Annotated in this window: 11 protein-coding genes; 10 read left to right on the forward strand and 1 reads right to left on the reverse strand. The window is 65.0% G+C overall.

Translation table 11 applies throughout. The features are described from left to right. Positions 1–357: 357 nt before the first annotated feature. The 5 genes from ACAM49_RS10545 to ACAM49_RS10565 all read left to right on the forward strand — a co-directional run bounded on the left by ACAM49_RS10545 (position 358) and on the right by ACAM49_RS10565 (position 11728). Positions 358–2598 (forward strand): MMPL family transporter, encoded by a 2241-nt coding sequence (locus tag ACAM49_RS10545; protein WP_369635277.1) that lies wholly within the window; start codon positions 358–360, stop codon positions 2596–2598. A 73-nt stretch (positions 2599–2671) separates the two neighbouring features. Beyond that, positions 2672–7429, forward strand: coding sequence for an amino acid adenylation domain-containing protein (locus ACAM49_RS10550; RefSeq protein WP_369635278.1), 4758 nt, complete (start codon positions 2672–2674; stop codon positions 7427–7429). Positions 7430–7503: 74 nt separating this feature from the next. Further along, positions 7504–8658, forward strand: coding sequence for a flavin-containing monooxygenase (locus ACAM49_RS10555; RefSeq protein WP_369635290.1), 1155 nt, complete (start codon positions 7504–7506; stop codon positions 8656–8658). 59 nt (positions 8659–8717) lie between these two features. Continuing rightward, positions 8718–10358 (forward strand): AMP-binding protein, encoded by a 1641-nt coding sequence (locus ACAM49_RS10560; RefSeq protein ID WP_369635279.1) that lies wholly within the window; start codon positions 8718–8720, stop codon positions 10356–10358. Continuing rightward, positions 10355–11728, forward strand: coding sequence for a flavin monoamine oxidase family protein (locus ACAM49_RS10565; RefSeq protein WP_369635280.1), 1374 nt, complete (start codon positions 10355–10357; stop codon positions 11726–11728). Before ACAM49_RS10560 ends, ACAM49_RS10565 begins: the two co-directional genes overlap by 4 nt. Before the next feature lie 43 nt (positions 11729–11771). On the opposite strand, the gene ACAM49_RS10570 is transcribed toward ACAM49_RS10565, so the two are convergent. Beyond that, positions 11772–12629: an alpha/beta fold hydrolase gene (locus ACAM49_RS10570; protein WP_369635281.1), complete on the reverse strand. Its 858-nt coding sequence runs from the start codon at positions 12627–12629 to the stop codon at positions 11772–11774. 66 nt (positions 12630–12695) lie between these two features. On the opposite strand from ACAM49_RS10570, the gene ACAM49_RS10575 reads away from it, so the two are divergent. From ACAM49_RS10575 to ACAM49_RS10595, 5 genes are all read left to right on the forward strand, one after another. Beyond that, complete coding sequence (locus ACAM49_RS10575; RefSeq protein ID WP_369635282.1) at positions 12696–13124, forward strand: Mov34/MPN/PAD-1 family protein; 429 nt, start codon at positions 12696–12698, stop codon at positions 13122–13124. Positions 13125–13137: 13 nt separating this feature from the next. Beyond that, positions 13138–13407 carry a MoaD/ThiS family protein gene (locus ACAM49_RS10580; RefSeq protein ID WP_369635283.1) on the forward strand — a complete coding sequence of 90 codons (270 nt, stop codon included), beginning with the start codon at positions 13138–13140 and terminating at the stop codon, positions 13405–13407. A 5-nt stretch (positions 13408–13412) separates the two neighbouring features. Further along, positions 13413–13880, forward strand: a complete 468-nt coding sequence (locus tag ACAM49_RS10585) for a rhodanese-like domain-containing protein (protein WP_369635284.1) — start codon at positions 13413–13415, stop codon at positions 13878–13880. Beyond that, on the forward strand, positions 13867–14829 hold the full coding sequence (locus tag ACAM49_RS10590; protein WP_369635285.1) for a PLP-dependent cysteine synthase family protein: 963 nt from the start codon (positions 13867–13869) through the stop codon (positions 14827–14829). The genes ACAM49_RS10585 and ACAM49_RS10590 overlap by 14 nt, the downstream gene beginning before the upstream one ends. Positions 14830–14864: 35 nt before the next feature. Then, the coding region (locus tag ACAM49_RS10595; protein ID WP_369635291.1) for a ThiF family adenylyltransferase at positions 14865–15281 on the forward strand (417 nt) is incomplete at its 3' end.

Here is a 15281-nt window from a genome sequence, read left to right on the forward strand (position 1 = left end):
GATGTCACTGTTTGGAATCAGCGTGAAATCATATATTCCATGTAGCACTGTCAATCATGGCAATCGCGGTGTCCTCGCTCACTTGCAGGTCGGTGACGTGGGGGATCGGGTGGCAACCCTCTGGCATGTGCGGACCGGCGGGATCCTGTGTCCGAAGGTACCGCTTACCGTTTGTGCTACGTCGATCTTGTAGCTAACGTCGTGAAACGTGTTGCAGGGGAGTAACCGTACCTGTGGGGATGCGTCTGGCGAATGATTCGCCGTCCACTTTCCTTCCGTTCATGGGTTCGTTCTTCCGTATGTCTCGTCGAGAGCATCGGGTCGTCGTATGAGGGGTTTTACGTGTTGGTGAGATTGGTGCGTTCCGTGGGGCGCAGGCCGCTGTTGCTGCTTATTATCACCTTTTTGTTTGTGCTGGTGGTAGGTGCTTTCGGCGCGTCCGTGCAGTCGCACTTGAAGGCTGGCGGCGTCATGACGTCGGACTTGGAGTCGCAGCGGGCCAATGACTACCTGACCGACCATTTCCCGGGCGGCAACCCCAATCTGGTTGTCTCGATTGGAAGTTCGGATGGCGTGGACGCTCCGAATGTCCGGTTCACGGCCTTTCGGATCGTCTCGTGGTTGCAGCAGCATCGAGATGTCTCCGGTGCTCAGTCCTACTGGACCATCGATCGTCCCGACCTCGCGCAGGGGCTGCGCAGCAAGGATCGTAAGAGCGGGCTCGTCCTGGTGGGTGTGACGGGAGATGAAGCCGCGGCACAGAATTCGGCCGGTGCGATCGCCGAAGAACTGGGTCGGATGGAACACTCCGGTGTCGATGTCCGCGTCGGTGGTTCGCTGGTGGCGCAGTACGACATCAACAAGCAGGCAGCCGAGGACCTGACCTCCGCGGAGGCGATCGCCGTTCCGCTCACCTTTGTCGCGTTGATCCTGGTGTTCGGCAGCTTCGTGGCGGCGACATTGCCTGTCGCGATCGGCGTATTCACGATCGTGGCAACCACCGGCATCCTGCGGCTGCTGACCGCCGTTACCGACGTTTCGATCTTCGCGCTCAACATTACGACGGCCCTCGGTTTGGCCCTTGCGATCGACTACAGCCTCTTCATCGTCAGTCGATTCCGCGAGGAACTGGCCGACGGTCACGACACCCCGGCGGCGGTTGAGCGCGCCGTGCGTACTGCCGGGCGGACGGTGGTGTTCTCCGCGCTTTCGGTGGCCTTGTGCCTGGGCACGATGCTCGTGTTCCCGCAGTACTTCCTGCGGTCGTTCGCGTACGCGGGCCTCGGGGTCGTCGGTGCCGCCACCGGTGCCGCCCTGGTGATCCTCCCGGCGGCTCTGCTGGTGCTGGGTGATCGAATCAACGCCTGGGATCTACGGAAACCCTTGCTGCGGTTGGTAGGTCGTCAGCCGGGCAGCGCGCCTGCGCCCGAGAAGTCGCGGTGGTATCGATTCGTACTCGTGGTCATGCGTCGCGCCGTTCCGGTCACCGTCGCCGCGGCCGCTGTGCTGTTGGCGATGGGAGCGCCGTTCCTGTCCCTGCGATTCGGCTATCCGGACGATCGCGCCCTACCCGAGTCCGCGCAGAGTCGGCAGGTGGGTGATGAGTTGCGCACCGACTTCGCGGCCAATTTCGGCGCCAGCCCGGTTGTTGTCCTACCCGGTGTATCCGACGCCGCCGCCGTGGGCGCGTATGCCGCTGCGCTGTCGAAGGTTGATCATGTACCGGCGGTGCTGTCGAGCGCCGGCGTTTACGTTGGCGGACAACGGATGACAGCGGCACCTGCCGGTATGGTCAACGACGCTGGAACGTATCTGAGCGTTCAGTCGACGCTGGACCCCTATTCCGCTGACGGCGCTGAACAGCTACGCGCACTGAGAGCGGTGCCCGCACCGGGACCCGTCCTGATCGGTGGTAATGCCGCAATGAACAGGGACTCCCTCGATGCCATCATGGCCCGGCTTCCGCTCGCTCTCATCGTCATCGCCGCTGCCACCTTCGTCGTGCTGTTCTTGTTCACCGGCAGCATCCTGATTCCGCTGAAGGCATTGCTGCTCAACCTGCTGTCGCTGTCGGCGTCCTACGGTGCGATGGTGTGGGTCTTCCAGCAGGGGCACTTTTCCGGCCTGCTCGGGTTCACGCCCACCGGCTACATCAATGCCGCGATCCCGATCCTGATGTTCTGCATCGCATTCGGGATGTCCATGGACTACGAAGTGTTCCTGCTGTCGCGGATCCGCGAGGAATGGCTCGTCTCGGATCGTTCGGCGGCGGCGAACACCCATGCGGTGGCGATGGGTGTCGCGCGTACCGGCCGGATCTTCACTGCCGCAGCCGGTTTGATGATCATCGTCTTCATCGGTGTTGCGACATCACGGGTTTCGGTGATGCAGTTGTTCGGCGTCGGGCTCTCCCTCGCGGTGCTGGCCGACGCGACCCTGATCAGGGCCCTGTTGGTGCCGGCGCTGATGCGCATGATGGGAACCGCGAACTGGTGGCTGCCCAAACCGCTGGCGGCCCTGCACGATCGGATCGGTCTGCGCGAGGCCGATTCCGCTGACGATGAGGTTGCCCGTCCGATGAGCGTATCGGCGGTCTGACTTTTCTCTCGATAACACTCGCCCGTGCCGATGGCACCGGCGAGCAGATGGTGTGCGTTCTGAAAGTGGGGATATGAAGGTTCACGAGGATTCGACGCGGGATGCGATCGCGGAACAATTGGCTGTTCTGTGGTCGCGGATGGAAATCGATGCGGCTTTCGAGCCCGACAGCGATGATGTGCTCGTCATGCAGTCGCTCGAAGCCGTCGGACTGAAATCCGCCATCGAGGCGGAGTTCGATGTCGAGATCGAATTGGGACTGCTGTTCTCCAACTGCACAATCAATTCCCTGGCGAATGCCGTGATCGACGGCAAAGCACTGGAGAGCTCGAGCCGCGGAGTCGTGGACCATTTCCGGCCGCGCCCGGAGCAGCGGTTCGAGCCCTTCCCGCTGACCGATGTTCAGCAGGCCTATTGGCTGGGTAGTCAGGCATTCGAGCTCGGTGGGCGATCCACGCACGTGTACCTCGAGGCCGAGGTCCGTGGATTCGATCTCGGCGAGATCGAATCGGCGTTCAACGCACTGATCGCACGGCACGACATGTTGCGTGCCGTCGTCCTGCCCGATGGTCGCCAGCAGGTCCTGCGTTCGGTGCCGGAGTACCGGATCCGCGGGATCGATCTGACCGCTTCGCGCGCGTCGACGCGCAAGCAGGTGCTGGAACAGACGCGAGATGAACTGGGCCACCAGGCATTCGACTCGCAGACCTGGCCGCTGTATGAAGTCCGTGCACATGTGCTGCCGGAGTCGAGGGTCCGGTTGTGCCTCAGCATCGACATGCTGTTCGCCGACGCCGGCACCCTGCAGATCCTGGCCGCGGACTGGGCGCGCCTGCTCACCGGATTCGAGGCCGAACCTGAGGCTGCCGAACCGGTCGTGACTTTTCGCGACTACGTGGTGGCCGTCGAGGACTTCAAACAGACGTCGCAGTACGCCGATGCTCGAGATTATTGGACGCAGCGGGCCCCCGAACTTGCCGCTGCCCCCACACTGCCGGTCGTGACCGGTTCTGGAACTGGCGATTCTCCCGAATTTACCCGGCGGACAGCGACACTTGATGCGATCTGTTGGCAGCGAATCAAGGAACGTGCCGCCGAGCTCGGTGCCACGCCGGCCATGCTGCTCTGCGCCGCGTATGCCCTGGTGGTGCGCAAGTGGTCGACCTCGGGTGCCTTCACGCTGAACCTGACCTTCGCCGATCGCCCGCAGTGGGATCGCGAGCTCGCGAAGCTCGCAGGTGATTTCAGTAGCACGATTCTGCTGGAGTGTGACCTCCGAGAGCACTCGAATCTGTCCGCGGCAACCCGGTCGCTGCAGGCGCAGTTCCGTGAGGACCTGCAGCATCGCTGTTTCAGTGGCGTCCAGGTGCAGCGCGAAATCGCCAAGCTGCGTGGCCCCGAGCAGGCGATGATGCCGGTGGTGTTCACCGCGCTGCTCAGCGAAGGCGGTCTCGGCGAGCTGGCGAGCATGGTCAGCCTCGACTACGGGATCTCGCAGACGCCCCAGGTGTACCTCGACAATCAGGTCAGCGTGCGCGACGGCGAACTGATCATCACCTGGGACGCGATCGACGGCCTCTTCCCGGCGGGCGTGCTCGACGACATGTTCACGGCGTATTCCGATCTGCTGCACGACATCTCCGTCGCACCCACCGGCGCTTTGGATCTGGTCGTCAACGTGCCCGAGTCGCAGCTGGCCGTCCGGCCCGCGGCTGTCGAGCCGACTGCGGCCTCGACCCTGGAATTGATCCACGACCGATTCGACAGGGCCGCGCGCGCTCAACCGAATTCGGTCGCCGTCGTGACGTCCTGCAAGACGCTGAGCTACGGCGAACTAGACGGTTTCGCCAGCGGTATCGCTGCAGAGCTGGGTGAGATCGGCATCGGCCGTGGCGATCTCGTGGCTGTCATCATGCGCAAGGGCTGGGAGCAGGTCGCTGGCGTGCTCGGTGTGAATCGCGCCGGCGCGGCATATCTTCCGATCGACGCCGATCTGCCCTCCGGACGCATTGCCCGCCTCATCGAGGTCAGTGGCGTTCGGGCGGCCCTGGTTCAGCCGGGTGTCGAGCCTCCCGAAGGTGTGAACGGCATTGTTGTCGACGACGCGCTGCTGGAACGCGCGCCGGACTTCGCCGGTGCATCGCGCGCACTGCCCGACGACCTTGCGTATGTGATCTTCACATCGGGTTCCACGGGGAATCCCAAGGGCGTCATGATCAGCCATGCCGCGGTGGTGAACACCCTGCACGACATCTCGCGTCGGCTCGTGCTGACGGCCGAGGACCGGGTGCTGTGCCTGTCGTCGCTGAGCTTCGACCTGTCGGTGTTCGACATCTTCGGCGTGCTCGGCTGCGGCGGCACCGTGGTGCTGCCCGACACGGACAAGACCCACGATCCGGCGCACTGGTTGACGCTGGTGAACGAGCACCGCGTGACGGTCTGGAACACCGTGCCTGCGCTACTGGAACTGCTCGTCGAGCACGCCGAGCAGGCGTCGGTGAGCATCACCGATGTCCGCGCCGTACTGCTGAGTGGGGACTGGATTCCGCTGACGCTTCCGGACCGCGTTCGCGCGGTGGTCGCGGGAATACCGCTGTTGTTCGCGCTGGGTGGCGCGACCGAAGCCTCGATCTGGTCGATCGGCCATCTGATCGGCGACGTGGATCCCCGGTGGCGCAGCATCCCCTACGGTCGGCAGCTCGACAACCAGACCGTGGAAGTGCTGTCGGAAAACCTGCGCCAGACCCCGGATCACGTCGTCGGAGAGATCCACATCGGTGGAATCGGCGTCGCGACAGGGTATCTCGGTGATCCCGTGCGCACCGCGGAGCGATTCATCGTGTCGGGCGGCCGATCGCTCTACAAGACCGGTGACCTCGGCAGGTACCTCCCGGACGGCAGCATCGAGATCCTGGGCCGCAACGACTTCCAGGTGAAGGTCGGCGGATATCGCATCGAACTCGGCGAGATCGAGTACGTGCTGGCCCAGCACGGCGCCGCGCGATCGGTGGTGGTCGCCGCCAAGGACACCGCCGGCGGGAGTCGCCGCCTGGTGGCCTATGTCGTGACCGACGGAGGACGCGGCCTGGACGAGTCGGACCTTCGTGCGTTCTGCGCGGATCGCCTCCCGGCGTACATGATTCCCGCCGCCTTCGTCACGATGTCAGCCTTGCCGCTGTCGTCGAACGGAAAGATCGATCGGAGTGCACTGCCCGAGCCGCATTTCGAAGCGACGGCCTACGAGCAGCCAGAAGGCCCCCTGGAACAGATGCTCGCGCAAGCCTGGAAATCGGTGCTCTCGGTCGAGCGGGTCGGCCGCCACGACGAGTTCCTGTCTTCCGGCGGTGACTCGTTGCTGGCGATCCGGATCATCTCGCGAGTCTCGGAGGCCGGATACGCGCTGACCGTCCGCGAATTCTTCGAGAACCCGACAATCGCCGGGCAAGCGCGGGTGGTCCGGGTGCGCGCCGTCGACACCCTGGCGGAAGGGGATCGTCCGGGCCCGGTCGGACTGTCCGCGAGCCAGGAGTGGTTCTTCGACCAACGGTTCGCCGATGGCGACCATTGGAACGGGATGTGGCCGCTGTTCGAACTGAACGAGGCGCTCGATGTGGAGGTGCTGGGCGAGGCGTTGCGTCACGTGGTGAATCACCATGGGGCACTGCGGGTCCGGTACGAGCACGCGGACGGGATCGGGACGGCCGCCATTCCGCAGGACCCGGCCGACGGAATGGCCACGTTGACGGTCGTCGACCTCAGCGCGGCCGGCCACGACTACGACGCCGAACTGGGTCGATACGTGGCGAGCCAGCACGGCAGCCTGAATCTGTCCACGGGCCCGTCCGTCCGCGTCACCTACTTCACCGGGTGTGACGAGCGGAGGCCACGTCTGCTGATCAGCGCGCATTGGCTGGTGATGGATTACTACTCCTCGCGCGTGTTCTTCGAAGACCTCACCAACGTGTACGCACAGCTCGTAGTGGGGCAGCCCGTGATCCTGCCGCCGCACAATGCCTCGCTGGCCGAGAGCACCGCCCAACTGCGCACCTATGCCAATTCTGCGGCGGCGCGTGGCGAGCTGGCCCATTGGACGCGGTCGGCGAACGCGGAGATCGCCTCGGTGCCGGTCGATTTCGATCTGGGTCCCAACGTGCAAGGTTCCGCCGACCGGCACATCGTGAGCTTCACGGGGGCGGTGGCCGAGGCGATCATGGCCATGCTGTCTCGACAGGGCGATCTGGAGCTGCGCGACGTGCTGGTGGCCGCGCTCGCGCGTGTGGTCGCGGACTGGAGCGGCTCGCGGGAGGTGATGCTCGAGCTCGAAGGACACGGGCGCAATGAGGTCTTCGGCGATCTGGATGTCATCCGGACCATCGGCCGATTCTCGACGCTGTCCCCCGCGCTGATCCAGGTGACCGACGCCGCGGACGCGGGCGCCGAATTGATCGGTGTGCGTGACCAGTTGCGTGCGATTCCGAACCACGGCACCGGCTACGGGTTGCTCCGCTACCTGTGCGACGACCCGTCCGTGCGCGACGCCGTCGCAGCGATCCGCCCGCCCGATGTGGGGTTCAACTTCTGGGGCGACGTGAGCGAATACTTCACCGACCAGGCCCGGCCGTTGATCGATCATTTCGGTGAGCACCGCAGCCCCAATGCGCGACGGTGGCGGGTCATCGACGTCATGGGGCTGGCGCTCGATGGTGAGATCCACATGATCTGGACCTACAGCAAGAACCTGCACCGCACCGAAACCGTCGAGCGGCTCGCGGCGCAGTTCGTGGCCCGGGTCGGCGACATCGTGGCCTCGCGCATCGGGATCTCGGCGTGACACAACGTTTCTGGGGCCGACGCCTGCGACGACCGCGTTCCACCGGGCGCACCGACGTACCGAGCGTCGTCGTCGTGGGCGCGGGGCCCGCGGGGCTGGGGGCGGCCGCCATGCTGCGGGCCTCCGGAGTATCGGTGACCGTGCTGGAGCGAACGGATCGCCTCGCGGCGCCCTGGCACGGGCACTACGACGCGGTGCGATTGCAATCGCCCAAAGGCATGTCGAATCTGCCGGGCATGCGCTACAAACGCCATGCCAGCCGGTGGATTACCCGCGACGAGTTCCTCGAATACCTGGCCGACTATCGGGACCGCTTCGATATCGATATCCGCTTCGACACCGAGGTCCGTCGCGTGACCCGGTGTGGCGACGGCTGGCGGATCGAAACCGACCGTGGCGACTGGCATGTCCCCGTGGTAGTCGTCGCGACCGGGTACAGCAGGATCCCGAAGATCCCCGAGTGGCCGGGCTTGGCCGAATACACCGGGACAGTGGTGCATTCGTCGCAGTTCCGGAATGCCGACGGCTACCGCGGAACCGATGTGCTGGTTGTCGGGACCGGAAACTCCGGGGGCGAGATCGCGGCGTTGGTCGCGGGGGGCGGCGCACGGCGCACACGGATCGCGGTGCGCACCGCACCTCACATCGCGCCCCGCACGATCCTCGGCGTCCCGACCCTGCTGGGGCCGGTGCTGGTCGAACCCTTCCCCCCGAAAGTCGGTGACCTGGCTTTGGGGGCTGCCATCCGGGTGGTGGTCGGGGATCTGGCGAAGTACGGGATGCCCAAGCCGGCCAATGGAATTTGCAGTCAATACGCAGAGACCGGCGTCACTCCGATCATTGATGCGGGCATCCTGGCGGGCCTGCGGACAGGTGCCATCGAGCCGGTAGCGCATGTGGTCGGATTCCGCGGCAATGAGGTCCTGTTGGCGGACGGGACCGCGGTCTCGCCCGACCTGGTGATCGCCGCGACCGGCTATCATACCGGCCTTCCGGAAATGCTCGGCGATCTAGATGTACTGCGGTCCAACGGGTTTCCTGTCGCAGGTGGCGGTACCTCGCTACCCCAGGCGCCAGGCTTGTACTTCCTGGGCTACGCCCATCCCCTGAGCGGAAACATCCGCAGCGTGCGCCGTGACGCCCCGCGTCTGGCGAAGGCAGTGACGACATATCTATCCGGCCGTTCGGCCGCAATCGAGGAGACTTCATGGGAACCGACAACGTCTTGACAGCACCGCGGGTCTCTCCGCGTCCAGAGCACTCTCTCGGTGCCGCAACCATTCCCGGCGTGCTGCGACTGGCCGCGCAGGAGAATTCGGGCATTGTCATGGTGGACCGTGAACTGAACGAGACTCCGCTGCCGTATGCGCGGCTCGAGTCGATGGCTCGCTCGGTGGCCGCGGGCCTGGCACACCACGGCGTGCGTCGAGGCGATCGCGTGGTGATCATGTCATCCACCTCGATCGCGTCCCTGGGCTGCCTGTTCGGGGCATGGATGGCCGGCGCGGTTCCGGTGATCATGCCGCTGCCGCACCGGCTTTCGGACCTGCCGGAACTGCTCGCCGAGATTCGCCGTCGGCTCGGACACGTCGGCGCATCCTGCCTGGTGGTCGCCGACACCTTCCATCGCTTCCTGGCTCGGCGGATCGAGCTTGATATCCCGGTACTGAAGTGTGGCGATCTCGCGCACCACGACATCGGCGCGGAGACGTTCGATGAGGTCGACATCGATCCCGACGATGTCGCGTATCTGCAATTCACTTCGGGCACAACCGGAAACGCGCGCGCCGTTACTCTGACGCACCGACAGATGTTGACCAATGTCGCCGCGGCATGGCACGACGTCATGGCGGTGGTAGAGCACCCGACCACCGTGTTGTGGCTTCCGCTGTACCACGATATGGGATTGATCAGCATGCTCGGTTCGGTCGCCATCCGCAGCAGGCTCGTCCTGCAACCGCCCGAGGAGTATCTGGCCCGCCCCGACTCGTGGGTGGACGCGCTGTCCCGGTATCGGGCCACCTCGACCGTGGCACCCAACTTCGCCTACGAGCTTGCTGGACGCGGCATGCTGGCCCGCCCGCGGCCGCTGGACTTGTCCTCGCTGTTGATCTGCGGCAATGGGGCTGAGCCCATCCGTGCAGACACCATGACCCGCTTCGCCGAGGTCGGCGCCGAGTACGGATTGCGGCCGGAAGCGATCACCCCGATGTACGGCCTGGCGGAGGGCACGGTCGCGGTGGCCTCGAGTCCCATGGCCGAACCGATGTACTGCGACCACGTGTCGCGCACCGATCTGATCGATCGCCGCTACGCGCGACCCGTCGAGCCCGGCGATCCCGATGCACGCTTGCTCGTCGTGTGTGGTCAGCCGTTCCCGGGCATCGAGCTCGAGATCCGCGACGACGGGGGAGACGTACTCTCCGAGCGCCACATCGGTGAAGTGTGGTTCCGAAGCCCGTCGGCCATGCGGGGCTATTGGGACGAGCCGGAGGAAACTGCGCGAGTGCTGGTCGACGGATGGGTCCGTACCGGTGATCTCGGCTACCTGATCCCCGAAGGACTGGTCGTCTGCGGCCGCATCAAGGACATGATCATCGTTGGCGGCCGCAACCTGTATCCCGAGGACTACGAGCACATCGCGGCTCGGGTGCCCGGCGTCGGGACGATGTGTGTCGCGTTCTCCCTGGCCGACACCGAGCGGATGATCGTGCTGGTCGAGCCGGATAATTCGGTGCCAGACCTGTCCGAGGTGGCGACAACGGTCATGAACCGACTGCGCATTCAGCTCGGCCACGCACCGGACCGGGTCAGCGTCGTCCCGCGTGACACCGTTCCCCGGACCTCCTCGGGCAAGGTACAGCGCGGCAAATGCCGGCAGCGCTACCTGAACGGAGACGTCACCGAATTGGCGAGTGTGACACGGTGATCCGGCACCAGACCGAGATCGCTGTCGTCGGAGCCGGATTGGCCGGATTGACCGCGGCCTACGACCTGCATCGCAAGGGACACGATGTGGTCGTGCTCGAAGCCCAGGATCGGGTCGGTGGGCGCACGCTCAGCGTCCCGATCGCCGGTGACCACATGATCGATATCGGCGGCACCTGGCACTCCACGCGGCACCGGCACCTCGCCGAGCTGGCCGAGGAAGTTGGCGCCGGAACGCATCCGACCTATGACCGTGGCAAACAACTGTTGGAACTGGAGGGGCACACCCATCGGGTCTTCGGTGGCATGGTTCGCCTGGCGCCGCTGGCACTGCTCGACATCGCGACGGCGCGGACGAGGTTGAATCAACTCGCCAAGACCGTGCCACCGGAAGCTCCGTGGTTGGCCGAGCGAGCCGGGGAATGGGATGCCACCACACTCGGCAGCTGGATCGCGAACACACTGCGGACCGCTACCGGCCGTGCCCTGATGACCAGTCTGGCGCGCTCGATCTGGGCCGCCGAGCCTCACGAGATCAACCTGCTGCAGGCACTGGCCTACATCCACGGGGTGGGCAGCGTGGAGGCGATGACTTCGACGGCGGGCCTGCTGGCCAATCGATTCGGGGCGGGCGCTCAAGAGCTCTCGCACCGGATGGCGGCGGCTCTGGGTTCTCGTGTCCTGCTGTCCAGGCCGGTTCGCGCGATCAGCCAACGTGAGGGGTCGGTCGAAATCATGTCCGACACAGAGCTTGTCGAAGCGGAACAGGTCGTGGTCGCGCTACCGCCACCGCTGGTTCGGACCGTGGAGTTCGACCCGCCGCTACCGCCCGAGCGACTCCGGATCTTCGAGGGGCTACCGATGGGCGACGCCATCAAGGTCATCGTGGCGTATCCCGAACCATTCTGGCGTGCAGCGGGATTGAGCGGCCAGGCCGGCAGTGACAACGGCCCGATCGCGGCCACGGTCGACATGACGCCGGCCGGCGGTGGCCCCGGTGTGCTGGTCGGCGTCATACCCGGCGAGTGGGCACAGCAGTTCCGGACGATGGACGCGGTGGCGCGAGAAGCCCGCGTACTGGCCTGCTTGGCTCGGTTGTACGGGCCCGAGGCCGAGGCCTGCGACCAGTACATCGAAAAGGACTGGTCCGAAGACCCTTGGGCGCGAGGCGGCTTCTTCGGTCTCGCCGGCACCGGAGTGCTGACAGGACCGTTTCGGACAGTGAACCGTGCCACCGGACGGATCCATTGGGCCGGAGCCGAAACGGATTTCGAGTCGTTCGGGCAGATGGATGGTGCGGTCGCCTCGGGGCGCCGCGCTGCTCGCGAGGCCTCGGTGGCATTGCGTGAGCGGCAACCGATCCCATCGTGATGGTCGGCTGGTGCGTCCGCTGCGGACGCACCAGCCGGGAGGGTCAATGGGATTCGTGGTTGGCGAAGTCGGCGGTCAGGATGAGTTCGGTCAGCAGTGCCGGATCGTCCCAGGTGGCAAGGTGCCCGCAGTTCGGGAGGGTGGTGTGGCGAGCATGTGGAAGTGCCAGGCGCGCAACCTCTGCCTGGCGTGGGGACAGGAATCGATCCTGCTCGGCCCAGGCGATCGTCACGGGTACCTTCGCCAGCGCGTCACGCAGTCCGGCATCGGGTCTGGACGCGGCCTCGCTGGTGCTTACCGGTTGGCCGCCGAGCCGCTCGCTGTTGGCCTGGGCGAATCCGGCGAAGCCGGCGGAGGTGCGCAGATCGGTCACCACCGCGTGGGCATCCTCGGACGGTACACCCGCGGGATTGGCGAAGCTGGTGCCCAGCAACAGATTTCGGCCGAACACCGTAGCTGCCAGCGCGGGAACGACAGGTGCGGACAGGAAGGTACCGAAACGAGAGACGCGGACCAGCGTGCGGGTATAGAGCGACTGCCGCTTGTTCCAGAACCCGGTCGGCGAGAACGCCACGGCGGCATCGGCTTTGCCTGCCGCGGCCAGCAGCAGCGCGACATGCCCGCCGAGAGAGGTCCCGGCCACGTGGACGTGCTGCAGTCCCAGCTCGTCGATGAAGGCGCCGATGCGGCGCGCGAACTCGGCATTGGTCACCGGGCCGGGCGCGGAAATCGGGGCGCTGGATCCACATCCCGGCAGATCCACCGAAATGACATCACGGTCGGCGCGGAGCCGCTCGACAATTGGTCGCCAAATGCGATGGGACCCACCGGTGCCATGAAGAAGGAGAACGGTCGGGCCTTGTCCCTGGCGATCGTAAGCAATACCTGAAGCAACTTTCACGATCGGCGACGGTACTTGCCGAATCGGATAATTGCAACAGTTTGGCAGTGAAGGAGAATCACCCTTATGCTAGAAATTGAATCGGGATTGATCGATGCGATGATCGCTCATTCTCTGGCGGATCACCCTGACGAGGCATGTGGCATCATCGCAGGTCAATGCGATAGTGATCGACCGATTCGGTTCATTCCGATGATGAATGCGGACCGCTCGCCCACGTTCTATCGATTCGATTCCGGGGAGCAGCTACGACTGTGGCGAGAACTGGACGATGCGGGGGAGGAGCCCATTGTGATCTACCATTCGCATACCGCGACAGAGGCCTATCCCAGCCGAACGGACATTTCCTATGCCTCCGAACCGAGAGCGCACTATGTTGTGATCTCAACTCGGGACGAGGATATGCCTGAGGTTCGCAGTTATCGAATCATCGACGGCATAGTGACCGAAGAGGGTATTCGAGTTGTCGCCGAGTATTCACCCGCAAGCAAGTGAGGAACCTGTCACGATGATTTCAGTCTCGATTCCGACGATCCTGCGTCCGCACACATCGGGTGACAAGAGGGTTCGTGTACAAGGCGGGACCGTCGCCGAGGTGATCTCGGATCTGGAGCGCAACTACCCGGGCCTGGCCGGTCGTGTGGCTCGGGACGGAAAGCTTCACCGATACGTGAACGTCTACGTCGACGACGAGGATGTGCGCTTCAATGGTGGCTTGCAGGCCATTGTCCCGGTGGGGGCAACGGTAACGATCCTGCCTGCCGTGGCGGGCGGATAAGAGCCGTGGGCGGTTTCGGTGCAGCCGTGATGATCAGTCCCGAAGCGATCAGTGTCACCGGACTGCGAGCTGCGGTTGCGGAGGGCGGCCGATTGGTCGATATCCGGTCGCAGCGGGAGCGGATCGACGAAGGAGTGCTGTTGGGCGCCATAGCGATTCACTCGGCACGTCTCATGCCGAGCCTGGATCCGGATGGCCCCGAACGGATTTCTCTCGCAAAACACTCGGCGGTGCCATGGATCGTGGTGTGTTCCGACGGCCAGAACTCCCGCCTGGCGGTCACTCAACTGCGGCGTCAGGGCTTGCTTCGAGCCGCGAGCTTGATCGGCGGTACCGGGCGCTGCGTGCGTCGCGCCTGCTCGGAGTCGCGGTCGCGACTACGCATGCCATTCAAGGAGCCGCTGCTGCCTTTGGCGGAGCGTCGGTCTCATATCTGGGCGGCGGCGAAGGAGGTTGGTCGTGAGCCGCTATGAGTCGCTGATCGCGACCCTGGGCAACACCCCGCTGGTCGGGCTGCAGAAACTGTCCCCGCAATGGGACGGGGACAACCACGTCCGGCTGTGGGCCAAGCTCGAGGACCGCAACCCGACCGGCTCCATCAAGGACCGTCCGGCCTTGCGCATGATCGAGGCGGCCGAGGGCGAGGGCCGGATCAAGCCCGGTGACACCATCATCGAGCCCACCAGCGGCAATACCGGCATCTCGCTGGCCATGGCCGCCAAGCTCAAGGGCTACAAGCTGATCTGCGTCATGCCGGAGAACACCTCGGTGGAGCGCCGTCAGCTGCTGACCATGTTCGGTGCCGAGATCATCGACTCCCCGGCCGCGGGCGGCTCCAATCAGGCTGTGGCGCTGGCGAAGGAGATCGCCGCGCAGCATCCGGACTGGGTGATGCTCTACCAGTACGGCAACCCCGCCAATGCCCTGGCCCACTACGAGACCACCGGCCCGGAGATCCTCGCCGACCTGCCCGAGATCACGCACTTCGTGGCGGGTCTCGGCACCACCGGCACCTTGATGGGCACGGGTCGGTTCCTGCGCGAGAAGGTGCCCGGCATCGATATCGTCGCCGCCGAACCCCGCTACGGCGAACTGGTCTATGGGTTGCGCAATCTGGACGAGGGTTTCGTCCCCGAGCTCTACGACGAGTCGGTCCTGACGTCGCGGTTCTCCGTGGGTCCCTACGATGCGGTGCGCCGCACTCGGGAATTGGTGGCCGAAGAGGGCATTTTCGCGGGCATCTCCACCGGCGCGATCCTGCACGCGGCCCTCGGTGTCGCGAAGAAGGCCCAGAAGGCCGGGCAGCGCGCCGATATCGCCTTCGTGGTCGCCGACGGTGGCTGGAAGTACCTTTCGACCGGCGCATATGACGGCACCCTCGAAGAGGCCGAGGAAAAACTCGACGGCCAACTCTGGGCATGAAGCAACTGAATTTCTCTGGAGGGTATATGAATTCGATGACATCCCTGCCGCCCCTGGTGGAGCCGGCGGCGGAGCTGACCCGCGACGAGGTCGCCCGCTACAGCCGCCATCTGATCATTCCCGACCTGGGGACGGTCGGGCAGAAACGTTTGAAGAACGCGCGCGTGCTGGTCATCGGCGCCGGTGGCCTCGGCTCGCCCGCGTTGCTGTATCTGGCGGCCGCGGGCGTGGGCACCCTGGGCATCGTCGAGTTCGACGAGGTGGATGCCTCGAATCTGCAGCGCCAGATCATTCACGGTGAGTCCGATATCGGCCGTTCCAAGGCCGACAGCGCCCGCGACTCGATCCTGGAGATCAACTCCGGAATCACCGTGGAGCTGCACAAGATTCGCCTCGAGCCCGACAACGCGATCGAGCTGTTCCGCCAGTACGACCTGATCGTCGACGGCACC

This window comes from Nocardia sp. JMUB6875 (assembly GCF_041154655.1).
Lineage (GTDB): Bacteria > Actinomycetota > Actinomycetes > Mycobacteriales > Mycobacteriaceae > Nocardia.